The following is a 22,375-nucleotide window of genomic DNA, read 5'->3' as shown; positions in this document are numbered from 1 at the left end:
GCTCACCGGGCGACCATCTTTGATGTCGGTGATAGGGCCTGATAGCCCAGCCCCCGCAGGGTGCGGATTTCGAGGTCCGCACCGCAAAGCTTGCGCCGCAACCTGCCGACATAGAGTTCGATGGCATTTGGTCCGGCGTCCGCTTCCATGCCGAACAAACGGGTGACAAGCTCGTCTTTCTCCAGAACGCGGCCCTTGTGGATGAGGAATATCTCCAGCAGCACTTGTTCACGTGGGGTGAGCTGGAGTGGTTCCCCATTCACTGTCGCCAGACGCGTGGCCATGTCGAATTCCAGATTGCCAGCGGAAAGGCGCGCACCAGCCTCGCCGGAGCGGCGGCGTACAATGGCGCGCACCCTGGCTTCGAGCTCGCCCAGATCAAACGGCTTGACCATGTAGTCATCGGCGCCGAAATCGAGAGCGCCGATCTTGTCGTCGACGGCCAGACGTGCGGTCAGGACCAGCACTGGCACGGCATCCTTGCGCTGCCGCAGCCATTTGAGAAAGTCCAGGCCGGACCCGTCAGGAAGGTTGATGTCGAGGACCACAAGATCGTAGGCTGAAGCAGAGGCAAAATGCTTGGCATCCTCCAGCGACACAGCGCGATCGCAGATATGCCCGCCACGGCTTAACCGTTCGGTGATGGCTTCTGAGACGTCGTCAGTGTCTTCGACGACCAGAAAATGCATCTCGATTTCCTCCTGCGCTCAAACACCCGGCTGACAGCTTGTTGACAGCTTGTTACGTTAGCATAGCCACCATTCCGCCTTAGAGGAAAGGCGGTGTGTTCATTCGGGAGAAAATCATGAAGAACTTTGTTACGCGGCTTGCCGCGACCGCTGTTGCAGTCGTTTCCTTGACGGCTGCCGCTCACGCCTTTGATCCGGGTTCCACCGAGTGCATTGCACCAGCCAACCCTGGCGGCGGCTGGGATTTCACTTGCCGTCAGGTCGGCAAGACATTGCAGGACCTCAAGCTCATTCCTGGCACCATGCAGGTGACCAACATGGCCGGCGGCGGTGGCGGCGTGGCCTTTGCCGAAGTCGTCAACAAGCGCAACGACACCAACAATCTCGTGGTGGCGGCCTCCTCGGCGACATCCACCCGTCTGGCGCAGGGCGCCTTTCCGGGCAACACAATGGATCAGGTTCGCTGGATCGGTGCCGTGGGTGCGGATTACGGCATTATCGCCGTTGCCAAGGATTCACCGATCACCACACTGCCCGAGCTGATGGAGAAGATCAAAACAGATCCGACATCGGTTTCGATCGCCGGTGGCTCTGCAGTGGGCGGTTGGGATCATCTCAAGGTGCTGATCGCCGCCAAGAAGTTCGGCATCGATGATGTTCGTACCATCAAATACGTGGCCTTCGATGGCGGCGGCGAGGCTGTCACACAGTTGCTCGGCGGTTCGGTTCAGGCTTTCACCGGCGACGCCTCCGAAGCCAAGGGATTTGTCGATTCAGGCGACATCAAGGTGCTGGCCGTGCTCGCGCCGGAGCGGCTTGAAGGTGACTTCGCATCGTTTCCGACAGCCAAGGAGCAGGGCATTGATGTGATCGGCGCCAACTGGCGCGGTTTCTACGGCCCCGGCGGCATGTCCGACGAAGCCTACGACTATTGGGTCAACGCCATCGGTACCGTTTACGACAGTGCCGAATGGAAGGACGTGATGACCCAGAACGGCCTGGCTCCGCTCGACATGCGTGGCGCCGACTTCCAGGCCTTTGTGGCTGAATCGGTCGATTCGATCACCACGATTTCCAAGGAAATCGGCCTGATCCAGTAAGCAACTGCCGATGCGTCTCCGCCCGGAAAGCGGGCGGAGACTTTTGACTTCCAGCGCGGCAGGCTGGGCATCACGGGGGAGGGCGCCATGAGCGACCGGATATTGGGGGGCATGGGCCTCCTGTTAGCTGCATTTTTTATCTGGCAAGCGACGCTGATCAAGGAAAGCTTCATTTCCGATCCGGTCGGCCCCAAGACCTTTCCGATCATCATCGGTCTGCTGGTCGGCATTTCCAGCCTGGTGATTCTGCTGAAGCCGGATGAAGAGCCGGAATGGCCTGATTTCCGCCGGCTGTTTGAAGTCGGCATGACGGTCGCGGTGATGGTGGCCTATGCCTATGCATTGCCGAGCGCCGGCTTTGTCGTGTCCACGGCTGTTGCTGCCAGTTTTCTGTCCTGGCGGCTGGGCACACCGCCGCTCCAGGCCGTCATTGCTGGTCTGGTTATCGCCGTCGGCATCTATGTCGTTTTCCATCTCATCCTGGGTCTGTCGCTGGCGCGCGGCCCATGGGGTTTTTGAGGCAGGGTCATGGATACACTTTACGCACTTGCACACGGGTTCTCCATTGCGCTGACATTCCAGAATCTTGGTCTGGCGCTGATCGGCTGCTTTCTCGGGACCATCATCGGCGCGCTGCCCGGGCTCGGACCATCGAACGGGGTGGCAATTCTCATTCCGCTGGCCTTCACGCTCGGCCTTCCGGCGGCGCCGGCTCTGATCCTGCTGACCAGCGTTTATTACGGCGCCATGTATGGCGGCCGGATCTCCTCGATCCTGCTCAACATTCCCGGAGACGAGCCAGCCCTGATGACGACGCTGGACGGCTACCCGATGGCCAAGAAAGGCATGGCCGGCGAAGCGCTGGCTTTGTCAGGCATTGCTTCTTTTGTTGGTGCCTTCTTCGCCACCTGGGGCCTGGTGTTCCTGGCGCCGCAGTTGGTCAAGGTAGCGCTGCTGTTCGGACCGGCTGAGTATTTTGCCCTGTTCGCGCTGGCTTTTGCCACGCTTGGCGGCATCGCCAGCAAGAACCAGGCAAAGGCGGCGCTTGCCGCAGGGCTGGGTCTCGGGATTGCCATGATCGGCGTTGACGGCCAGACCGGAGTGCCGCGCTTCTCGTTCGGCGAAGTTCATCTGTATGATGGAATCGATTTCCTGGTGGCGATTGTCGGCCTGTTCGCCCTGTCGGAAGTGTTCATCTTCCTTGAACACCGCGGGACAACAAAGGCCACCGGCGACGCCAGCAGCGTCAAACTTGGCCGTCTGACGCCGCCGTTGTCGATGCTCAAGCAGACCACTCCCACCATGGCGCGGTCGACAGTTCTGGGCTTTATTGCCGGTGTCTTGCCAGGCGCGGGGGCCTCGCTCGGGTCCTTCATTGCCTATTCGGTGGAAAAGCGGCTGGTCGACAAGAACAAGACCTTCGGCACCGGCGATCCGCGCGGCGTGGCGGCGCCCGAGGCGGGCAACAACGCGGCCGCTGGCGGGGCTCTGGTGCCGATGCTGGCGCTCGGCGTGCCGGGGTCGGGCACCACCGCGGTGCTGCTTGCGATGTTGCTGGCGCTCAATATCACACCCGGACCGCTGTTGTTTACAAACAATCCGGATGTCGTCTGGGGACTGATTGCGGCGCTGTTCATCGGCAACGTCATGCTTCTGATCATGAACATTCCGATGGTCAGCCTGTTCGTGCGGGTGCTGCTGGTGCCGCCGCGCTATCTGATGCCTGCGGTGGCGATGATCTCGTTTGTCGGCATTTACGGTATCTCCGGCTCGACCTTCGACCTGATGGTGATGGTGTTCTTCGGCGTGCTGGGCTGGCTGTTGAGAAAACTGGAAGTGCCGCTGGTGCCGGTGATCCTCGGCGTGCTTCTGGGCAATCAGATGGAGGCCAATATGCGCCGTGCCATGACCATTTCCGATGGCGACTGGAGCGCGCTGTTTGCCTCGCCGCTGTCCATCGGACTTTGGCTGTTCGCATTCTTCGGCTTCATCATGCCGATTGTCGCGGGCCGGTTTTTCCGGACCAAATATCCCCGCACGGACAGTGAGTTGGATCCGGATTGAGGATTGGCAGAGCAAACCACTGGTCAGAGCGTTGATAAACCAATAGGTTTTCGCAGATTGCGGCTGATTCCTCCCGCACCTGCCAGCCTCTCGCACCCGCCCAGGAGAAACACAGAATGAAGACGGGTTCGTGGAAGTTTCCACTGATCACATTTGGCATCTCCTTGCTTGGCGCCGGATTGACTTACGCCTTGTCCTTCCCGGCACCGTTTCTCACCGGTCCGGCCGTTGCGGTGACACTTGCCGGGCTGGCCGGGATCAGGACCGAGGCGCTGCCGCAGCGCTTGCGCGATGGAGTGTTCGTTGTTCTTGGACTGACCATCGGCCAGGGGGTGACGCCCGAAGTGTTCGAAGCGATGCGAAGCTGGCCGGTGACGCTGGTGGCGCTCGCCGCCAGTCTGTTTGCGATCATATTTCTCACCCGTGCGGCGCTGGTGCGGTTCTGGTCGATGGACAAGCCGACTGCCTTCCTCTCCTCTTCCCCGGGACATCTGAGCTACGTGCTTGGATTGACGGAAGGGGTAAAAGCCGATCTCCGGACCGTGAGTATCGTGCAATCGATTCGGGTTCTTGCTCTTACACTGCTGGTGCCCGTGGCGGTGACGGTGACGGGACAGGTGCCCGAGGGGGCGATTGAGGCTGCCGCTGAAACGGCGCTCGGTCCGTTGGTGGCGATGGTCGTTGCCGCGGGAATTGCGGGGTATGTCCTGCAGCGGCTTCGGCTGCCCGCGGCCTATCTGATTGGCGGCATGCTGGTGTCAATCATTGCGCATGTGAGCGGGCTGGTAACGGGGGTTACGCCCGCCTGGCTTGCGGCGATTGCCTTCATTTCGCTGGGTGGCTTGATCGGTTCGCGGTTTTCCGGCGTGAGCTGGGTGCAAATGCGCCGGGCCCTGAGTGCCGGTGTCTTTGTCACGCTGCTCGGGGTGGCCCTGGCTGGCGGGTTCGGGCTTGTGGCCCACTGGATCACCGGAATGGACCTGATCGCCATACTGATTGCCTTCGCCCCCGGCGGGCTCGAGACCATGGCGGCGATGTCGGTCATTCTGGATATTGATCCGACCTTTGTGGCAAGCCATCATGTGGCGCGCCTGCTGATGCTGACCGTGATCGTGCCGTTTTTCGTCCTGCGCCGCCGCGACGAATAGTCTGCTGCACCGCTTTTCCCGGTTTCCGGCATTTTATTGCGGCGCCACCTGGACTATGAGGGAGGGGTCAGAAACGATAAACCGTGGAGTGCATTGTGAGCGTTACCAAAGAACAGGTTCTGGCCAAGCTGAAATCGGTCAAGGGACCGGATCTGGAAGGCAATATCGTTGATCTTGGACTGGTCTCTGAGGTTTTCATCGCCGATGCGAAAGTGTATTTTTCGCTGACTGTTCCCGCCGCGCGTGCGCAGGAGCTTGAGCCGTTGCGCGAAGCCGCCGAGCGGGCCACCAAAACAATTCCGGGCGTCAAGGGCGCCATGGTGGCGTTGACGGCCAGCCGCGAACCCGGCTCGACGGCGCCCACAGCCCCGCGCCCGGCGCCGCAGCGCGCCGCTCCTGCGCATGCGCCGGCGAAACCCGCCCAGCCGCAAGGCAAACCCAAGACAGATGTGCCGGGAATCGCCACGATCATCGCCGTCTCATCGGGCAAGGGCGGTGTCGGCAAGTCCACCACCGCCGTCAATCTGGCGCTCGGATTGCAGGCGACCGGTCTGCGTGTCGGAATTCTTGATGCCGATATTTACGGGCCGTCCATGCCGCGCCTCCTGGGTATTTCGGGCCGTCCCGAGCAGTTGGAAGGCCGGATACTCAAGCCGATGGAGAATTATGGCCTGAAGGTCATGTCGATGGGATTTCTGGTCGACGAGGACACGCCGATGATCTGGCGTGGCCCGATGGTGATTTCGGCGCTGAACCAGATGCTGCGGGAAGTCGCCTGGGGCGAGCTTGACGTTCTGGTCGTCGACATGCCGCCCGGCACCGGCGACGCCCAGCTGACGATGGCGCAGAATGTACCGCTGGCAGGGGCCGTCATCGTCTCCACACCGCAGGATCTGGCGCTGATTGATGCCCGCAAGGGTCTCAACATGTTCAACAAGGTCAACGTGCCGGTGTTGGGCATCGTCGAGAACATGAGCTACTTCATCTGCCCCGATTGCGGCGGCCGGCACGATATTTTCGGCCATGGCGGCGCCCGCGATGAAGCCGCCCGCATCGGCGTTCCGTTCCTGGGCGAGGTGCCCCTGGCGATGCCCATTCGCGAAACCTCGGACGCGGGCCGGCCGGTGGTGGCTACCGCCGCTGACGGGCCGCACGCGAAATCCTACCTCGAGATTGCGGCCAAGGTCCGCGCCCGGCTGGAGGAGCTGTCGGGAGACGGTGCGCGCAAGATGCCGGAGATCGTGTTCGAGTAGAGCGCCGGTCAGTCGCCGGCACTTAACTGGGTAAACATTGCCAGCAAGCCCTGATCGAGCGCGTCGTTTTGCGGCTCGCTCTGCGATGAGGTGCAGGCGATCACGGTGTCTGTGGCCGGATCGCAATAGAGAAACTGCCCATGAATGCCGGCGGCCAGATACGCGTTTGAACCGCCGCCGACCTGATACCAGTTGTTGCGGTACCGGCCGGTTTTGAGAAAGTCGGCTTGCGTTCCGCGGGCCCAGGCCTCCGAATCACCGTTTTTCTGCATGTCGTCGATCCAGCGCTGCGAGACGATCCGGTTTCCATTGACGGTTCCGCCATTGATCAGCATCTGTCCAAGCGCCAGCAGATCATGCGGGCGGCAGGAAATGCCCCCGGCGGTGCGCGGCGCGCCCTGCGGGTCCACCGTGACATAGGCGTCGGCGGAGGCGCCAAGGGGTTGCCACAGAAGGCGGGAGCACAGGTCGGTAAAACGCTCACCCGAGACCCGCTCCAGCACGATGCCGAGCAGGTCGGAATTGGGCGAGAGATACCAATGGTCGGTGCCGTGCGGACCCGAGGCTTTGCGCAGGCTGCACAAGAAGGACAACATGGCCTCGTCCTTGCCGGATGGCGGATTCCAGGACATGGCGCGACGGTAGCGAGCATAGTCCTCCTCGGACAAATAGGATTCGTCGAAATCCAGACTGACCCGCATGTCCAGCAAATGCTGCACGGTGGCGTCGGCAAAGGCGCTGTTGCGGGTTTCGGGAACCAGCTCGCCGATTGGTGCGGAAGGGTCAAGAATTCCCTGATCCTCAAGCATGCCGGCGACCAGCGCTGTGATGGATTTGGCGATCGAGAAGATCAGATGCGGGTCGGTGCGGTCGATACCCTTGGCGTGCCACTCGCAGACAATCCTGCCCTGCCTGGAGAGCAGGAAGCTGTCCACCTGACTGTGTCCGAGCAGATCCGCTATGCTATGGCGAAGGCCTGCCGCTGCCGGCCGGCCAAGCAGATCGGGATTGTCCACCAGTTTGGGCAACGACGTGGCGTCAGCCGTCTTTATGCGCGCGGAGCGCACCATTTCCGCCACATTCCGGAAGCTCCAGAAGCTGTAGGGACGGGTGCGCCAATTGGCGAGTGTGACTGCTTCGCGCGGGAAGCCATTCACCGCCTCGAATTCTGTGGATTTCGGCATGACATTCCTCATTTCGGCGCCTCTCGCCGCAGTGCGGTAAAAAAACTTGAATGTAAGGGTTTCCTTTTTCTGGAAGCATTCTAAACTGGGTACTCTTCCGATTGGAAGTGCAGCCTGAAGTCCGGAGCCAGATAATGCGGTTAACACGACAAACCAATTATGCCATGCGGATATTGATGTATTGCGCAGCGAACGAGGCGCCCCTGAGCCGCATCGGCGAGATCGCCAAGGCCTACTCGGTGTCGGAACTGTTCCTGTTCAAGATCCTGCAGCCGTTGACCAAATCCGGGCTGATCCATTCGGTGCGCGGGCGCAATGGCGGCATCCGGCTTGGCCGCGAGGCTGACAAGATATCGCTGCTGGACGTGGTCAAGGTGACGGAAGATAATTTCGCCATGGCAGAGTGCTTCGAGAACGATGCGAGCGAATGCCCGCTGGTGGATTCCTGCGCGCTGAACTCGGCGTTGCGAAAGGCGCTGGGCGCGTTTTTCGACGTGCTGGCAGAGTATTCGATCGATGATCTGGTCAAGGCCCGGCCTTCGATCAATTTCCTGCTCGGGCTTGAGGAACAATCAACCGTGCCCGCCGCGTAAATTCATACGTCCAGTTCCAGACCGATCTTGCGGCCCTCGTAAATCGCATAGGGCGCCTGCCTTGGGGCCGCAGCATCCCCGATTTCCCGGAAGTCTACACCCTGCTGCCGCAGAGCCAGGGCCAGACTGTTTTCGGCCCGGTTGGCGGTGGCGAACACCAGCGTCTCTGCCTCGATCTCGGTCTCGCTGCCATCAAGGAAGGACTGGACTGTTGCCAACGTCCCCGTCCAGCGGGTGACGGCACTTTCGACGATGAACCTCACTCCCAGCCCGATCAATGTCCGGCGCAACGGAAAATCCGCGGCAGTGCGCTGCAGCTCCATGCCAATCATCGGATCTGGGGTGACGATGGTGACCTCATGCGTCTCCTCGGCTAGCTTCCAGGCGGTGCCGCAGCCTTTCCAGTTGCCGCCCTCATCCAGCACGATGACACGCTTTCCCGGCCTTGCCTGCCGCGCCATGATTTCTTCAGCCGAATGTACCCGGCCATTCTCGATCCCGGCGAGAGTTTCGAGATGCGGAATGGCTTTCTGAAATCCGGAGTGGGCGGGTGTCGACCCCGTCGCCAGGATGACCACGTCTGCCCGCTCGGCAACAACATCATCTGCATCCAGATAGGCATTGAGCCGCACCTCGACCTGGAGCTTCGTCAATTGCCGCTCATACCACTCGATGAGGTCGATGATCTGGCCGCGCCGCGGTTGTAATCCGGCGAGACGGAAAGCACCGCCAAGGTGGTGGGACGCCTCCGCCAGCACCACGCGGTGGCCGCGTTCGGCGCTGACGCGCGCCGCTTCGAGGCCTGCCGGGCCGCCGCCGACCACCAGCACGGTTTTGCGTTCTTGAGCCGGCGAGACCCTGTCGCCGCCCCATTCTGCCTCGCGGCCCGCCGAAGGATTGACCACGCAGGATATCCAGTAATCCCGCGACCGTCGGCCCCAGCACATCTGGTTGCAGGACAGGCAGCCGCGAATGTCCTCGGGCCGCCCCTCGCGCGCCTTGTTGGCGAGATGCGGATCGGCGATCTGGCCCCGGACAATGGACACCAGATCGGCCTGTCCCTCACCAAGCAGGGTTTCGGCGTTGTGAGGTGTCCGGATGTGGCTCTCGGCGGTCACCAGCGCGTGTCTGACCACGCCCTTGAGTGCGCCCGCCAGATCAGCGCCGAGTTTTTCAGGATAGATGAAGCTCGGGATCAGCTTGTAGAAATCGAAGTAACTGCCGGTTCCGCAGGTGACATAGTCGATCATCTGCTCGCGATCATGGCGCTCGATGATCTCGCTGATGGCTTCGCGCTGCAGCGCCACTTTGACATCTGGTTCGTCATTGACGGCCAGGCCGATGACGAAATCATCACCGCAGGTCTTGCGGATGCGGTTGATGATGTCGCGGGAGAAGCGGGTCCGGTTTTCGAGGCTTCCGCCCCATTTGTCGTCGCGCCGGTTCGACCACGGCGTCCAGAACTGGTCGACCAGGCCATGATAGGCGGCCCAGACTTCAACACCATCAAAGCCGGCCTCCCGGCACCGCCGCGCGGCGTCGACGAAGCCGGTGATGGTTTCCTCGATTTCGTTCTCGCTCATGGTGTGAGAGCCGTCGCTGTCGTGGTAGCTCGGCATGCCCGAGGGGGACCAGGCCGGATGAAAGGCGTTGTCCTGATCACCGTGGCTACCGATATGATAAAGCTGCTGGATGGCGACGGCGCCGTTGTCCTTGATCGCGTCGGTGACCTTTCGGAAATGCGGGATCACGGCATCGTCGCTGTGGCGGAAATTGCCGCGTGTCAGCACCGCGGCGGCATGAACCGGCATCGGTTCGACCACCACCATGGCAGCACCGCCCATGGCCCGTTCGGCGTAATAGGCGGCGTGGCGTTCGGTTGGCAGGCCCTCGACGGCCATGTTGGCGGTGTGGGCGCCAAAGACGATGCGATTGCGCAAGCTGTGACCGCGCAAGTCAACCGGGGCAAACAGTCTCTTGAAATGGCGAGCGGTCATTGATGCCTTCCCCAAGGGTCTGGCGGGCATATTAGCATGGGAGCCTTGCCCCATTGTGCTGGCCGCGAAACCGGCTGCTCTAATTGCGCTTGCGGCACGAGGATCGCATCGCCAGCGCCGACCGTTGCCGCGGTGGGGTTGTAAGCATCGGCCGGCTAATTTAAACGATTGAAACAGTAAAAACAGACTATGGGCGCAACAATCCTGAGAGGGAGCAAGCCGTGGGCAAGACACAATCGCCGGAGTGGTGGCGCGGCTGCGTCATCTACCAGGTCTATCCACGGTCCTTTCAGGACACATCTGGCGATGGAATTGGCGATATTCGCGGCATCATCAATCGGCTCGACCACATCGCCTCCCTGGGGGTCGATGCCATCTGGCTGTCCCCCTTCTTCAAGTCGCCGATGGCGGATTTCGGTTACGACGTGTCGGATTATTGCGATGTTGATCCGATGTTCGGAACTCTCTCGGATTTTGACGAGTTGATCGAGTGTGCCCACGCCAGAGGGCTCAAGATCATCATCGACCAGGTGATCTCGCATTCGTCCGACCAGCACGCCTGGTTTCAGGAGAGCCGAACGAGCCGGGACAATCCGAAAGCCGACTGGTATGTCTGGGCCGATGCCAAGCCCGATGGCACCGCACCCAACAATTGGCTGTCGGTTTTCGGTGGGCCGTCGTGGGAATGGGATACGGTGCGGCGGCAATACTACATGCACAATTTCCTCGCCTCGCAACCGGATCTCAACTTCCACAATGGCGATGTCCAGAGCGCCATTCTCGACACGGTGCGGTTCTGGCTCGACCGCGGTGTCGACGGCTTTCGTCTCGATACGGTCAATTTCTATGTTCACGACAAGCAGCTGCGGGACAATCCGCCGCTAAGCTTTGATGCGGAGGACGGCAATTTCATGGGTGTCGATGCGCCCGACACCAACCCCTACGGGTTTCAGGATCATCTTTACGACAAGTCACAGCCGGAGAACATTGTCTTCCTGCAGCGGCTCCGCGCCTTGCTGGACAGCTATGAAGGCCGGACAACGGTCGGTGAAGTCGGCGACGGCCGCCGCTCGCTCAAGACCGTTGCGGCCTACACCAATGGCGGCGACAAGCTGCATATGTGCTACACCTTCGATATGCTTGGCGGAGAGTTTTCGGCCGAACACTTCCGCCGCAGCATCGCCAATTTCCAATCGGTGGTGAAAGACGGCTGGGTCTGCTGGGCCTTCTCCAACCATGATGTCGAACGGCACGTCTCCCGCTGGACGCAGGACGGCGATGATCCCGAGCATCTTGCCCGCCTCGCCATTACCCTCTTGTCATCCTTTCGCGGATCGATCTGCCTGTACCAGGGCGAGGAGCTGGGGCTCAACGAAGCCGATATTGCTTTTGAAGACCTCACCGATCCCTACGGCATCCGCTTCTGGCCGGCCTACAAGGGGCGGGACGGCTGCCGCACACCGATGGTCTGGGAGAAAAACGCAGTTCATGCCGGGTTCTCGGATGCGGCCCGAACCTGGCTTCCCATTCCTGAAGCCCATCTGCGGCAGGCGGTGGACCAGCAGCACCATCGGAGCGGATCTTTGCTCAATCACTACCGAAACACGCTGACATTCCGCAAGTCGCACGCCAGTCTTGTCGACGGGCCGATGGCATTCCTTAAGACCAATGGCGATCTTCTCGCCTTCATTCGGGGTGAGGGGAGCGAACGGCTGCTGTTCGTGTTCAATCTCGGCCGGCGGCCTGTCCAATGGACCCCGCCATCGGATCTTGCGATTGCCGAAGTGACCCGGTTGCCGGGGTTTGCGCCGGTCCATGACGGAGACACGGTCACCCTGGCAGCACTGGATGTCTTCTGTGCCCGGCTGAGCTGAACCCGGCCAGTCCAGATTGCGAGGCCCGCCTAGGGATCGATGATCTCGAAGGCATCGACATCGATCATGCCACGGTCCGAGATCTTGAGATGCGGGATCACCGGCAGCGGCAGAAAGGCCAGTTGCAGAAAAGGTTCGTCCAGCGTGCCGCCAAGCGCCTTTGCCGCCTGGCGCAGCGGGATCAGGGTCTCGCGCACATGCTCGTAAGGCTGATCACTCATCAGTCCCGCCACAGGCAGGGCGATTTCCGCCACCACCTTGCCGCCGGCGGCGACGACGAAACCACCACGGATTTCGCTCAGGCGATTGGCGGCCACGGCCATGTCGGCTTCCGACGCACCGACAACGCAGATGTTGTGGCTGTCATGGCCGACGGTGGAGGCGATGGCGCCGCGCTTGAGGCCAAACCCCTGGACAAAACCGGTGGCGATGTTGCCGTTCCGGCCGTGCCGCTCGATCACCGAGATCTTGAGAATGTCACGGCTCAGATCAATCTGCTTCTCGCCATTGTCGATCGCCAGGTCGAGATCGCGGCGCTCGGTGATGATCTTGCCGGGAACGATGCCGATCACCGGGGTCTGGCTGTGGTTCTTGCGCACGGTGAAGGAGCCGGTGTCGACCTGTGGCGCGCGAACGCTGTCGGTGCCGACGAGATCGGTCACGGCGCGGGTGGCAAAGAGCGCATCAGTGACCTGACGGCCGGCGGAAAACACCATCTGCGCATTGCAGCCCTCAAGGCTGTCGAGCACAACCAGATCGGCGCGCCAGCCCGGCGCCACCAGACCGCGATCCCTGAGCCCAAAGGCACGGGCAGCCGAGATCGAGGCGGCGCGGTAGATTGCCAGCGGTTCGACGCCCTGGGCGACGGCATGGCGGATCATGTAATCAAGGTGGCCGTGTTCGGCAATGTCGAGCGGGTTGCGGTCGTCGGTGCACAGCGCCAGGAAGGCCGAATTGCGTTCGGTGATGATCGGGATCAGCGCATCGAGGTCGCGCGACACCGAGCCTTCGCGCACCAGCACATGCATGCCCTTGGACATTTTCTCCAGCGCCTCTTCAGCGGTGGTGGATTCGTGCTCGGTGCGGATGCCGGCGGCGAGGTAGCCATTCAGCCCCAGCCCGCGCAAAAGCGGAGCGTGGCCGTCGATATGGCCGCCCTGAAAGGCTTCCAGCTTGGCCATGCAGGCGGGGTCCCTGGCCAGCACGCCGGGAAAATTCATGAATTCGGCGAGGCCGATCACCTGTGGATGATCGCGGAAGGGCAGCAGGTCGTCGATATCAAGCCGCGCGCCGGCGGTTTCAAGATGGGTGGCAGGCACGCAGCTCGACAGCTGCACGCGGATGTCCATGATGGCCTGTTCGGCGCAATCGAGGAAGTAGCGGATGCCGGTGGCGCCGATGACATTGGCGATCTCATGCGGATCGCAGATCGCCGTGGTGATGCCGCGCGGCAGCACGCAGCGGTCAAACTCATGCGGCGTGACCAGCGAGCTCTCAATATGCAGATGGGTGTCGATGAAGCCGGGCACGACAATCCTGCCGGAGATGTCGATCTCCTCAATGCCGCTGTAGCTTTCCAGCGTCCCGACGATGCGGTCGTCGCAAATGGCGATGTCGCCCTGGCGCAGCGCGCCGGTGGTGAGGTCGAACAGCCTGCCGCCCTTCAAGACGATGTCGGCAGGCGCTTTGCCCGCACCCTGGTCAATCATGTCGCCAAGTCTGTCTGTCATGGCTGGTCCCCGTGCCGTGAATGCATGGTGCGATCAAATCTCTTCCTGTGATCGATAACGGATCGGCCTTGGTTCGAAGAGATATGGCGTTCTTTGCGCATCCAGTCGGCTGCGCCGCTCTGTGGATCAAATCAAAAACCGGCCGGCTTGTCAGCCGGCCGGTGGAGGTTACCCGAAAACCGGGCTTACATCTTGTCTGTGACTTCCGAAGTCCACGCGCCTTGCGGCTCCTTGGTGATGATCCCCTGATCGAGCAGCGCCTTTGCGGTCCGCTCATAGGCTTCCGGGATCAGCTTGGCATCGGGTTCGCCGATCAGCTTGGCCACTTCGCCCATCATCCGGGTCTGGTGGTTTTCGTCCTGGCCGCCATTGTCCATGACGATGCCGGCGGCTTCTTCGGGATTGGCAATGGCGTAGGCCCAGCCCTTCATCGAGGCTTCGACGAACTTGACCATTTTCTCGACATAGGCCGGATCCTTGAGATCCTCTTCCATGGCATAAAGACCGTCTTCAAGCAGGTCGTTGCCCATGGCGGAATAGTTGAAGACAACGAGGTCTTCCGGCTTGTAGCCGGCGTCCATCAACTGCCAGTATTCATTGTAGGTCATGACCGAGATGCAATCCGCCTGCTTCTGGATCAGCGGCTGCACGTCAAAGCTCTGCTTGAGCACGGTGACGCCATCCGCGCCGCCTTCGGTCGACAGGCCAAGCTTGTTCATCCAGGCAAAGAACGGATACTCGTTGCCGTAGAACCAGACACCCAGGGTGCGGCCCTTGAAGTCAGCTTCGGTCTGGACCGGACCGTCGGCCGGGCAAACCAGCTGCATGCCGGCCTTCTTGTAAGGCTGGGCGATGTTGACCAGACCAACGCCCTTTTCGCGGGCCGCGAGCGCGCCACCCATCCAGTCGACGATGACGTCAGCGCCACCGCCGGCAATAACCTGTTCGGGTGCGATGTCGGGACCGCCGGGCTTGATTTCGACGTCGAGACCGGCTTCTTCGTAAAAGCCCTTGTCCTTGGCAACATAGTAGCCAGCGAACTGGGACTGTGCGACCCATTTGAGTTGCAGTGTCACCTTGTCGGCAGCACTGGCAGCGCCTGCCATCAGTGTCATGGTGAGTGCCAGTGTCAGTCCTAATGTTTTTTTCATTTTTGGTTCCTCTCTGGTTGCGGCTTCAGGGCTATCTATCTGCGATAGCTCGGATGCCAGAATGTGACAGAGCGCTCAAGAAGTGCAAGCGCCCCGTAAAACAGTGACCCGACAATGGCCGCCATGGCGATCTCCGCCCAGACCATGTCGAGGTTCATCCGACCCACTTCGGTCGAAATGCGAAAGCCCATGCCGACGATCGGCGTCCCGAAAAACTCGGCGACGATGGCACCGATCAGCGCCAGGGTGGAGTTGATCTTGAGAGCATTGAAGATGAAAGGCATTGCCGCCTGTAACCGCAGCTTGAGCAGCACCTGCCAGTGGGTGGCGCCATAGGTGCGCATCAGATCGCGTTCCATGTCACTGCTGGCGGCGAGGCCTGCCAGCGTGTTGACCAGCATCGGGAAGAACGTCATCACGATCACGACCGCTGCCTTGGATTGCCAGTCGAACCCGAACCAGATTACCATCACCGGCGCAATGCCGATCATCGGCAAGGCCGAAACCATGTTGCCGATGGGCAGCAGACCATTGGCGAAGAAGCGAAACCGGTCGGCGAGGATGGCGACCAGAAAGCCGGTCAGAGAGCCAACCACATAGCCGAACAGAACCGCCTTGAGCACGGTCTGTTTGAAATCGGCGGCAAGGATCGAGGTCGAGTTGGTGATCTTGAGCCCGATGGCTGAAGGTGGTGGCAGCAGCACAAAGGGCACGCCGGCGCCCCTGACAATGCACTCCCACAGGATCACCACCCAGAGGCCGAACAGCGCTGGAACAATGATGGCCGTGCCGCCGCCGCCATCGCTGCCGCGGCTGCCGTCGCCCGAGAGCACGGTGACAAGACGCCAGCCCAGAAGCCAGGCTGCGCCCAGGGCAGCAAAGTAGCCCCGGCTCGCGGTGCCGAAGGCATCGGCGAGGCCGCCAATCAACACCGCCGCGGCGCCGAAGCTTGCCAGCGTCAGGACCGCGGCTTCCAGAGCGAAGCTCAGCCGCAGCATCGACGCAAGCGCGCCTGCGAGCAGAATCGCCACCACGATCAGCGGCGTGCCCGAACCCATGCTGTCGGTGAAGGGAACAGCGGTGAGGCTGTACAGAGTTGCCAGCAGCGACATCAGCGCCTGCCAGTTGGGGCGAAACACGCTCATTGGCTCTTGGCTCCCATGCGGGTGTTGACGAAACGTCCGACAACATCAACGGCGGTGACGAGAAGGATCGCAACAATCGAACCGGCGATCAGGGCCGCGAAGATGTCGACCGTCTGGCTGTAATAGGATCCGGCCAGCAGTTTGGAGCCGATGCCGGCAACCGCGCCGGTGGGCAATTCGCCGACAATGGCGCCAATCAGGCTGGCAGCAATCGCCACTTTCATCGAGGTGAAGAAAAACGGCACCGAAGCCGGAATGCGCAGCTTCCACAAGGTCTGCATCCTGTTGGCGGAGTAGGTCCGCATCAGGTCGAGATGCAACACGTCGGGCGAACGCAGGCCCTTGACCATGCCGACGGCAACCGGGAAGAACGACAGATAGGTCGAGATCAGCGCCTTGGGCAACAGTCCGGTGACGCCAATGGCGGCCAACAGCACGATAATCATCGGCGCGGTCGCCAATATCGGAATCGTCTGCGAGGCGATGATCCAGGGAAGGAACGAACGGTCGAGCGCCGGGATATGGACAATGCCGATGGCGATCGCAACGCCGAGCGCTGTCCCCATGGCAAAACCAAGCAGCGTCGCCGACAAGGTCACCCAGGAGTGGTAGACCAGACTGCGCTTGGACCAGGGTTTGACGGTCAGCGTGTTCTTCCACAGATTGGTTGCAACCTGATGCGGCGCCGGCATGGTTGGTTTCGGCTGACTCATGGTTTTCTTGAGGAATTCGACGCTGGTGCGGGTCTCGCCGGCCCGCCGGTCGAAATCACGCTGGAAGGGCGCGTTCATCGAATAGGCAGCGAAGTACCAGGCGATGAGGATCACCAGCAGGATTGAGCCGACCGGAACCAGCCGGTCCTTGATGAAGCCTGTAGCGGTCATCCGTGCCTCCCTTGCGGCCAGACAATCAGCGCGACCGCGATGATCCCGAGCGATATGCCGCCGATCTGCATCGTGGTCGGACGTTCGCCAAAAATCAGCAGCCCGATCAGGTTGATCAGGACCAGTTGCAGCACGGCGGAGAGTGAAATGGCGATGGCGAGACCGCCTTCGCGCATCACCCGCACCATCATCAGATTTCCTGCGGTGTACAGCGCGATGGCAAACACCAGCAACCAGACCGATGGCCGGTCGACATAGAGCCGGAGGCTGCTTGCCGCGATCATGAAAATCACCATCACGGCTGACAGCCAGATCATCAGCGAGCCACTCATTGCACACCTCCCCGCCAGCACGGCCCCCGGGTCGCAATCCGCTTTTCAGTGGTGTCGCCGCGACGGGTGGGAGCGTCACGTAAGCCTTTGCGCTTGCAAAAACGCAAGGCGGCAGCGTTGCGTTCGAAGACGCTGAGATCGAGAGCGTCGCGGTGTGCTGTCCTGGCTGCATCGAGCCGCACCTTGCCGATGCCCTCGCCACGCCCGCCGGGCCGCAGAGAGAGCGCGGCAACCATGCCGTCATGGGTGGGGAGCGCGCTATTCATCATAGCTGTGTCCGGCTTTCAGGCCCTCACGGACCTGGTGGGCGATCCTGAGGAACTCCGGCGTCTCGCGAATGTCGAGCGCCCGGTCGGTGCCCAGATTGCAATCGATGATCTCGTGGATGCGGCCCGGACGCGGGCTCATGACCACGATCTTGGTCGACAGGAACACGGCTTCCGGGATCGAGTGGGTGACAAAGACCACGGTCTTCTTGGTCTTGGCCCACAGCTTCAGGAGTTGCTCGTTCAAGTGGTCGCGGACAATCTCGTCGAGCGCGCCAAAAGGTTCGTCCATCAGCAGCATCGCCGGCTCGACCGCCAGCGCCCGGGCGATGGAAGCCCGCTGCTGCATGCCGCCCGAAAGCTGCCAGGGGAACTTCTTCTCGAAACCCGTCAGATTGACCAGTTCCAGATTGCTGACGATCCGTTGATTGCGGGTCGCCTTGTCGAGCCCCATCACTTCCAGCGGCAGAGCAACGTTCTCTTCGATGGTGCGCCAGGGCAGCAGCGCCGATTGCTGAAACACATAGCCGTAGGCCCGGGCAAGACGTGCCTCATCCGGTGTCATGCCGTTGACCGACACCGTGCCGCCGGTGGGCGTTTCCAGATCGGCGATGACCCGCAGCAGCGTGGTCTTGCCGCAGCCCGACGGGCCGATCAGCGAAACGAATTCGCCCTCGGCGATATCCAGCGTGATGTCTTTCAGCGCATGAACCGGACCGTCATTGGTCTCGAAGGTGAGGTCCAGATTTTGGGCAGAGATGACTGTCTCAGGCATGTTTTGCCGCTTTTGTTTTCATTGTATTCCCCGATATTTGATAGTTTTTTCAGACCTGGCCTTCAGTGTGCCCGACCCCGGCAAGTCTTCTGCTTACACCCCGCTTGCCGGAATGCCCGCGCGTTCGACCTTGCGCGGCGAGGACAGCTCCTTCCAGGTCGACAGCGCCTTGTTGGTTGGTGTCACCGGCTCGCGCTTGACGAACTCGCCGTGGCCTTCCTGCGGCCTGACCTCGCCATCGTCGACGGCAACCCGGCCGCGGGTCAGGGTGTAGCGCGGCAGACCCTTGACCTGCTTGCCTTCAAAGACGTTGTAATCGATCGCCGACTGCTGGGTCTTGGCCGAAATCGTCTTGGATTTCTCCGGATCCCAGACCACCAGATCGGCATCGGCGCCAACCAGAACCGCACCCTTCTTCGGATAGCAGTTGAGGATCTTGGCGATGTTGGTCGAGGTGACGGCGACGAATTCGTTCATGGTCAGCCGGCCGGTGGCGACGCCATGGGTCCAGAGCATCGGCATGCGGTCTTCGAGACCACCGGTGCCGTTGGGGATCTTGGTGAAATCGCCGACGCCGAAGCGTTTCTGTTCGGTCGAGAAGGCGCAATGGTCGGTGGCCACCACCTGCAGCGAGCCTGCCGACAGGCCTGCCCAGAGCGAATCCTGGTGCATCTTGTTGCGGAAGGGCGGGCTCATCACCCGGCGCGCGGCGTGGTCCCAGTCGGGATTGGCATATTCGCTCTCGTCAAGGGTGAGATGCTGGATCAGCGGTTCGCCCCAGACCCGCATGCCCTTCTGGCGGGCGCGGCGGATGGCTTCGTGACTCTGCTCGCAGGAGGTGTGCACCACATAAAGCGGGGTGCCGGCCATGTCGGCGATCATGATGGCGCGGTTGGTGGCTTCGCCCTCGACTTCCGCCGGGCGCGAATAGGCATGGGCCTCGGGGCCGTTGTTGCCTTCGGCCAGCAGCTTTTGCTGCAATTGCGCCACCACGTCGCCGTTTTCGGCGTGGACCATGGCGATGCCGCCGAGTTCGCCGACACGCGAGAACGAGGAGTACATTTCGTCATCATCGACCATCAGCGCACCCTTGTAGGCCATGAAGTGCTTGAAGGTGGTGATGCCCTTGTCCTTGACCACGGTCTCCATCTCGTTGAACACCTGCTCGCCCCACCAGGTGATCGCCATGTGGAACGAGTAGTCGCAATGGGCGCGGGTCGACTTGTTGTCCCACATCTGGATCGCCTCGAGAAGCGACTGGCCGGGTGCGGGCAGGGCGAAATCGATCACCATGGTGGTGCCGCCCGACAGCGCCGCGCGGGTGCCGCTTTCGAAATCATCGGTCGAATAGGTGCCCATGAACGGCATTTCGAGATGGGTGTGCGGGTCAATGCCGCCGGGCATGACATAGCAGCCGGTGGCGTCGAGCGATGTCTCGCCGACCAGATTGGGGCCAATGGCGGTGATGACGCCGCCCTCGATCAGCACGTCTGCCTTGTAGGTCAGATCGGCGGTGACGATGGTTCCGTTCTTGATGACGGTGGTGCTCATGATGCACGTCCTCTTGCTGTTCCAAATTTTGTTTCGATCAGCCGTCTTGGCGCGGCTTTCTCTGTCATTCTGATGCTCTAGTCCGCATAGCCGGGGTTTTCCCGGTCGAGCACCTGTTTCATTTCCTCAAAATGCGAAAACTCGGCGTCCTTGTAGACGTCCCATTCCTGTGCCACCGATTCGGCCAGTTCGTCATTCATGATGTTTAACGGCTGGCCGGTGGAGTAGGCCAGCACCATGGTGCGCGCGGCGCGTTCGAGATGGTACATGGCGTCAAAGGCTTCGGCGACGGTCGGGGCAACGGTGGTGACGCCGTGATTGGCCATCATGACGGATGAATGATTGCCGATGGTGGATGCGATGCGCTCGCCCTCGGCTTCCTCCGATGCGATGCCGCCAAACTCCATGTCCATCGCCAGCCGGTTGAAAAACCGCGCTGTCACCTGATCGACCGGCTTGATCGACGGGTCTTTCAGCGTCGCCAGAGTGGTGGCGTAGGGCGGATGCAGATGCAGCACGACGCGGGCGTGCGGCACGCGGCGGTGAATGGCGGAGTGGATTGCCCAGGCCGACGGATCGGGCGCGTTGTCGCGCTTCATCGTCTCGGGATCGTCGGCATCGACCAGCAGCAACTCGCTGGCCTTGGCGCGGGAGAAGTGTTTCCAGCGCGGATTGACGAGAAATTTCCTGCCGTCGGGCGACACCGCGGCGGAGAAGTGATTGGCGACGCCTTCGTGCCAGTCGTAATAGGCCGCCAGTCTGAGGGCTGCTGCAAGGTCTATGCGAAGTTGGCTCTCGTCGCTGCTCGTAAGCGGCAGGACGTTGGCTGATGCAGTCATATCGTTACCTCGGGCCGTTGCTGAGATGGAGCCATCCCCCTCCCCTTGGAGGGGAGGGGTTAGGGGTGGGGGGCACATTGGTCATTTCATCAACCCCAATTCATGCAGAATCTTCTCGATACAGGAGTCAAACGAATCCGCCAGTTCTCCGGTGTTAAATCGGATCACGCGATACCCGGCCTCTGCCAGCCAGGCGTCGCGATTTTTGTCCTTTGTCATCCCAGATGGAGTGAAATGATGCTCTCCATCCACTTCAATCACAAGCCTGGCCGAGTGAATCGCGAAGTCTGCTACATATGGGCCTATCGGGGTTTGCCGGCGGACGTGAATTCCGTAAAGTTTTTTGAAATCTTTCAAGTCTTGCCAAAGCTGCTTTTCGCCATCGGTCATGGTGCGGCGAAGCTGCCGCGCCCGCGACAGGGCTTTGGGTGAATTCAAGCTTGGTGACACAATGAGCCCCCCACCCTCAATCCCTCCCCTCCAGGGGGAGGGAGGTTTGCTCAGTGCAATAGGCACCATCACTCCACCACCCCTGCGGTTTCGACCACCGCATGCATCAGCACATCGCAGCCGGCGCCGGCCCACTCTCTGGTGATCTCTTCGGCCTCGTTGTGCGAGAGACCGTCAACACAGGGGCACATCACCATGGCGGTCGGCGCCACGCGGTTGATCCAGCAGGCGTCGTGGCCGGCGCCGGAAATGATGTCCATGTGCGAGTAGCCCAGCCGTTCGGCTGCGTCGCGCACGGCCTTGACGCAGGTCTGGTCAAATTCCGGCGGGTCGAACTGGCCGACGATCTCGGCCTCGAAACCCACACCAAGCGCGTCGCAGAGTTTCGGTGCTTCCGCCATCAGCCGCTCGACCATGCCGTTGAGCGTATCAATTTCATGGCTGCGGAAATCGATTGTGAAGACCGCCTTGCCGGGGATGATGTTGCGCGAATTGGGATAGATGTCGATATGGCCGATGGCGCCGACGGCGTTGGGTGCATTGTCCATGGCGATCTGATGCACCAGTTCGGTGATCTGGGCCAGCCCGCGGCCGGCATTGAGACGCATCGGCATCGGCGTCGAGCCGGTGTGGCTTTCCTTGCCGGTGACGGTGCACTGGACCCAGCGCAGGCCCTGACCATGGGTGACAACGCCGATGTCCTTGTGGTTGGCTTCGAGGATCGGGCCCTGCTCGATATGCAGCTCGAACAGCGCATGCATCTTGCGGCTACCGACCTGCTCGTCGCCCTTCCAGCCGATGCGCTCAAGCTCGTCACCGAACCGCTTGCCCTTGGCGTCCTCGCGGTCATAGGCCCAGTCCTGCTGGTGCACGCCGGCAAAAACGCCGGAAGCCAGCATGGCGGGGGCAAAGCGGGTGCCTTCCTCGTTGGTCCAGTTGACCACGACGATCGGATGTCTGGTCTTGATGTCGAGATCATTGAGCGTGCGGACCAGCTCGAGCCCGGCCAGAACACCGAGCACGCCGTCATATTTGCCGCCCGTTGGCTGGGTGTCGAGGTGGGAGCCGACATAGACCGGCAACGCATCGGGATCGGTTCCCGGCCTTGTCATGAACATGTTGCCCATGGTGTCGACGCCCATGGAAAGCCCCGCCTGTTCGCACCATTTGCGGAACAAATGCCGGCCTTCGCCGTCCTCGTCGGTCAGGGTCTGGCGGTTGTTGCCGCCGGCGATGCCGGGCCCGATCTTGGCCATGTCCATGAGCGATTCCCAAAGCCTGTCGGCGTTGATGCGAAGATTGGCTGCGGGTGCGGACATGGTCGTCTCCTATTTCAGTTCGACTTCGACA

Annotated in this window: 21 protein-coding genes; 7 read left to right on the top strand and 14 right to left on the bottom strand. The window is 61.3% G+C overall.

Annotated elements, in window-relative coordinates; genetic code table 11:
- Nucleotides 1-2 precede the first annotated feature (2 nt).
- Nucleotides 3-689 carry a response regulator transcription factor gene (locus PZ897_RS16565; protein ID WP_275753621.1) on the bottom strand — a complete coding sequence of 229 codons (687 nt, stop codon included), beginning with the start codon at nt 687-689 and terminating at the stop codon, nt 3-5.
- A 116-nt stretch (nt 690-805) separates the two neighbouring features.
- On the opposite strand from PZ897_RS16565, the gene PZ897_RS16560 reads away from it, so the two are divergent.
- From PZ897_RS16560 to PZ897_RS16540, 5 genes are all read left to right on the top strand, one after another.
- Nucleotides 806-1,789 (top strand): tripartite tricarboxylate transporter substrate-binding protein, encoded by a 984-nt coding sequence (locus tag PZ897_RS16560; protein ID WP_275753620.1) that lies wholly within the window; start codon nt 806-808, stop codon nt 1,787-1,789.
- 87 nt (nt 1,790-1,876) lie between these two features.
- On the top strand, nt 1,877-2,308 hold the full coding sequence (locus PZ897_RS16555) for a tripartite tricarboxylate transporter TctB family protein (RefSeq protein WP_275753619.1): 432 nt from the start codon (nt 1,877-1,879) through the stop codon (nt 2,306-2,308).
- A gap of 9 nt (nt 2,309-2,317) precedes the next feature.
- Nucleotides 2,318-3,853, top strand: a complete 1,536-nt coding sequence (locus PZ897_RS16550; protein WP_275753618.1) for a tripartite tricarboxylate transporter permease — start codon at nt 2,318-2,320, stop codon at nt 3,851-3,853.
- Between the two features lie 116 nt (nt 3,854-3,969).
- Nucleotides 3,970-5,001 carry an AbrB family transcriptional regulator gene (locus PZ897_RS16545; protein ID WP_275753617.1) on the top strand — a complete coding sequence of 344 codons (1,032 nt, stop codon included), beginning with the start codon at nt 3,970-3,972 and terminating at the stop codon, nt 4,999-5,001.
- Nucleotides 5,002-5,093: 92 nt separating this feature from the next.
- Nucleotides 5,094-6,254 (top strand): Mrp/NBP35 family ATP-binding protein, encoded by a 1,161-nt coding sequence (locus PZ897_RS16540; RefSeq protein ID WP_275753674.1) that lies wholly within the window; start codon nt 5,094-5,096, stop codon nt 6,252-6,254.
- A gap of 8 nt (nt 6,255-6,262) precedes the next feature.
- Here the strand turns inward: PZ897_RS16540 and PZ897_RS16535 are convergent, their stop codons facing one another.
- Complete coding sequence (locus PZ897_RS16535; protein WP_275753616.1) at nt 6,263-7,438, bottom strand: serine hydrolase; 1,176 nt, start codon at nt 7,436-7,438, stop codon at nt 6,263-6,265.
- Nucleotides 7,439-7,572: 134 nt separating this feature from the next.
- Here PZ897_RS16535 and rirA point away from each other — a divergent pair, with 134 nt between their 5' ends.
- Nucleotides 7,573-8,031: an iron-responsive transcriptional regulator RirA gene (gene rirA, locus PZ897_RS16530; protein ID WP_275753615.1), complete on the top strand. Its 459-nt coding sequence runs from the start codon at nt 7,573-7,575 to the stop codon at nt 8,029-8,031.
- Between the two features lie 2 nt (nt 8,032-8,033).
- Here rirA and PZ897_RS16525 read toward each other — a convergent pair whose 3' ends face one another.
- On the bottom strand, nt 8,034-10,028 hold the full coding sequence (locus tag PZ897_RS16525; protein ID WP_275753614.1) for an FAD-dependent oxidoreductase: 1,995 nt from the start codon (nt 10,026-10,028) through the stop codon (nt 8,034-8,036).
- A 221-nt stretch (nt 10,029-10,249) separates the two neighbouring features.
- On the opposite strand from PZ897_RS16525, the gene PZ897_RS16520 reads away from it, so the two are divergent.
- Nucleotides 10,250-11,902, top strand: a complete 1,653-nt coding sequence (locus tag PZ897_RS16520; RefSeq protein ID WP_275753613.1) for an alpha-amylase family glycosyl hydrolase — start codon at nt 10,250-10,252, stop codon at nt 11,900-11,902.
- A 29-nt stretch (nt 11,903-11,931) separates the two neighbouring features.
- Here PZ897_RS16520 and ade read toward each other — a convergent pair whose 3' ends face one another.
- The 11 genes from ade to PZ897_RS16465 form a co-directional block, all read right to left on the bottom strand.
- Complete coding sequence (gene ade / locus PZ897_RS16515) at nt 11,932-13,632, bottom strand: adenine deaminase (RefSeq protein ID WP_275753612.1); 1,701 nt, start codon at nt 13,630-13,632, stop codon at nt 11,932-11,934.
- Between the two features lie 185 nt (nt 13,633-13,817).
- Entirely contained in the window at nt 13,818-14,783 is a 966-nt protein-coding gene (locus PZ897_RS16510) for an ABC transporter substrate-binding protein (protein ID WP_275753610.1), read from the bottom strand.
- Between the two features lie 35 nt (nt 14,784-14,818).
- Nucleotides 14,819-15,928: an ABC transporter permease gene (locus PZ897_RS16505; RefSeq protein ID WP_275753609.1), complete on the bottom strand. Its 1,110-nt coding sequence runs from the start codon at nt 15,926-15,928 to the stop codon at nt 14,819-14,821.
- The gene (locus tag PZ897_RS16500) at nt 15,925-16,812 is read right to left on the bottom strand and encodes an ABC transporter permease (protein WP_275753608.1); all 888 of its coding nucleotides are present in this window, start codon (nt 16,810-16,812) and stop codon (nt 15,925-15,927) included. The genes PZ897_RS16505 and PZ897_RS16500 overlap by 4 nt, the downstream gene beginning before the upstream one ends.
- Nucleotides 16,809-17,144, bottom strand: a complete 336-nt coding sequence (locus tag PZ897_RS16495) for a hypothetical protein (protein ID WP_275753607.1) — start codon at nt 17,142-17,144, stop codon at nt 16,809-16,811. Before PZ897_RS16495 ends, PZ897_RS16500 begins: the two co-directional genes overlap by 4 nt.
- Nucleotides 17,141-17,413 (bottom strand): hypothetical protein, encoded by a 273-nt coding sequence (locus tag PZ897_RS16490; protein ID WP_275753606.1) that lies wholly within the window; start codon nt 17,411-17,413, stop codon nt 17,141-17,143. The genes PZ897_RS16495 and PZ897_RS16490 overlap by 4 nt, the downstream gene beginning before the upstream one ends.
- Nucleotides 17,403-18,185 (bottom strand): ABC transporter ATP-binding protein, encoded by a 783-nt coding sequence (locus tag PZ897_RS16485; RefSeq protein WP_275753605.1) that lies wholly within the window; start codon nt 18,183-18,185, stop codon nt 17,403-17,405. Before PZ897_RS16485 ends, PZ897_RS16490 begins: the two co-directional genes overlap by 11 nt.
- A 93-nt stretch (nt 18,186-18,278) precedes the next feature.
- Nucleotides 18,279-19,736 carry a dihydropyrimidinase gene (hydA, locus tag PZ897_RS16480; protein ID WP_275753604.1) on the bottom strand — a complete coding sequence of 486 codons (1,458 nt, stop codon included), beginning with the start codon at nt 19,734-19,736 and terminating at the stop codon, nt 18,279-18,281.
- Between the two features lie 77 nt (nt 19,737-19,813).
- Nucleotides 19,814-20,575 carry a class II aldolase/adducin family protein gene (locus tag PZ897_RS16475; RefSeq protein WP_275753603.1) on the bottom strand — a complete coding sequence of 254 codons (762 nt, stop codon included), beginning with the start codon at nt 20,573-20,575 and terminating at the stop codon, nt 19,814-19,816.
- 81 nt (nt 20,576-20,656) lie between these two features.
- Nucleotides 20,657-21,013 carry a DUF559 domain-containing protein gene (locus PZ897_RS16470; protein ID WP_275753602.1) on the bottom strand — a complete coding sequence of 119 codons (357 nt, stop codon included), beginning with the start codon at nt 21,011-21,013 and terminating at the stop codon, nt 20,657-20,659.
- A gap of 80 nt (nt 21,014-21,093) precedes the next feature.
- Nucleotides 21,094-22,344 carry a Zn-dependent hydrolase gene (locus PZ897_RS16465; protein WP_275753601.1) on the bottom strand — a complete coding sequence of 417 codons (1,251 nt, stop codon included), beginning with the start codon at nt 22,342-22,344 and terminating at the stop codon, nt 21,094-21,096.
- Between the last annotated feature and the right edge of the window lie 31 nt (nt 22,345-22,375).

It is taken from the genome of Hoeflea sp. YIM 152468 (genome assembly GCF_029210485.1).
Taxonomy (GTDB): Bacteria; Pseudomonadota; Alphaproteobacteria; order Rhizobiales; family Rhizobiaceae; genus Hoeflea.
The sequence above is the reverse complement of the archived record's forward strand: the minus strand, read 5'-3'. Positions and strand labels throughout refer to the sequence as shown.

Coding starts and splice junctions, on each gene's coding strand:
- PZ897_RS16490 (WP_275753606.1), bottom strand. CDS start 17,413: ATGATGAATAGCGCGCTCCCCACCCATGACGGCATGGTTGCCGCGCTC.
- PZ897_RS16565 (WP_275753621.1), bottom strand. CDS start 689: ATGCATTTTCTGGTCGTCGAAGACACTGACGACGTCTCAGAAGCCATC.
- hydA (WP_275753604.1), bottom strand. CDS start 19,736: ATGAGCACCACCGTCATCAAGAACGGAACCATCGTCACCGCCGATCTG.
- PZ897_RS16495 (WP_275753607.1), bottom strand. CDS start 17,144: ATGAGTGGCTCGCTGATGATCTGGCTGTCAGCCGTGATGGTGATTTTC.
- PZ897_RS16555 (WP_275753619.1), top strand. CDS start 1,877: ATGAGCGACCGGATATTGGGGGGCATGGGCCTCCTGTTAGCTGCATTT.
- rirA (WP_275753615.1), top strand. CDS start 7,573: ATGCGGTTAACACGACAAACCAATTATGCCATGCGGATATTGATGTAT.
- PZ897_RS16535 (WP_275753616.1), bottom strand. CDS start 7,438: ATGCCGAAATCCACAGAATTCGAGGCGGTGAATGGCTTCCCGCGCGAA.
- PZ897_RS16475 (WP_275753603.1), bottom strand. CDS start 20,575: ATGACTGCATCAGCCAACGTCCTGCCGCTTACGAGCAGCGACGAGAGC.
- PZ897_RS16485 (WP_275753605.1), bottom strand. CDS start 18,185: ATGCCTGAGACAGTCATCTCTGCCCAAAATCTGGACCTCACCTTCGAG.
- PZ897_RS16500 (WP_275753608.1), bottom strand. CDS start 16,812: ATGACCGCTACAGGCTTCATCAAGGACCGGCTGGTTCCGGTCGGCTCA.
- PZ897_RS16560 (WP_275753620.1), top strand. CDS start 806: ATGAAGAACTTTGTTACGCGGCTTGCCGCGACCGCTGTTGCAGTCGTT.
- PZ897_RS16545 (WP_275753617.1), top strand. CDS start 3,970: ATGAAGACGGGTTCGTGGAAGTTTCCACTGATCACATTTGGCATCTCC.
- ade (WP_275753612.1), bottom strand. CDS start 13,632: ATGACAGACAGACTTGGCGACATGATTGACCAGGGTGCGGGCAAAGCG.
- PZ897_RS16550 (WP_275753618.1), top strand. CDS start 2,318: ATGGATACACTTTACGCACTTGCACACGGGTTCTCCATTGCGCTGACA.
- PZ897_RS16465 (WP_275753601.1), bottom strand. CDS start 22,344: ATGTCCGCACCCGCAGCCAATCTTCGCATCAACGCCGACAGGCTTTGG.
- PZ897_RS16525 (WP_275753614.1), bottom strand. CDS start 10,028: ATGACCGCTCGCCATTTCAAGAGACTGTTTGCCCCGGTTGACTTGCGC.
- PZ897_RS16505 (WP_275753609.1), bottom strand. CDS start 15,928: ATGAGCGTGTTTCGCCCCAACTGGCAGGCGCTGATGTCGCTGCTGGCA.
- PZ897_RS16510 (WP_275753610.1), bottom strand. CDS start 14,783: ATGAAAAAAACATTAGGACTGACACTGGCACTCACCATGACACTGATG.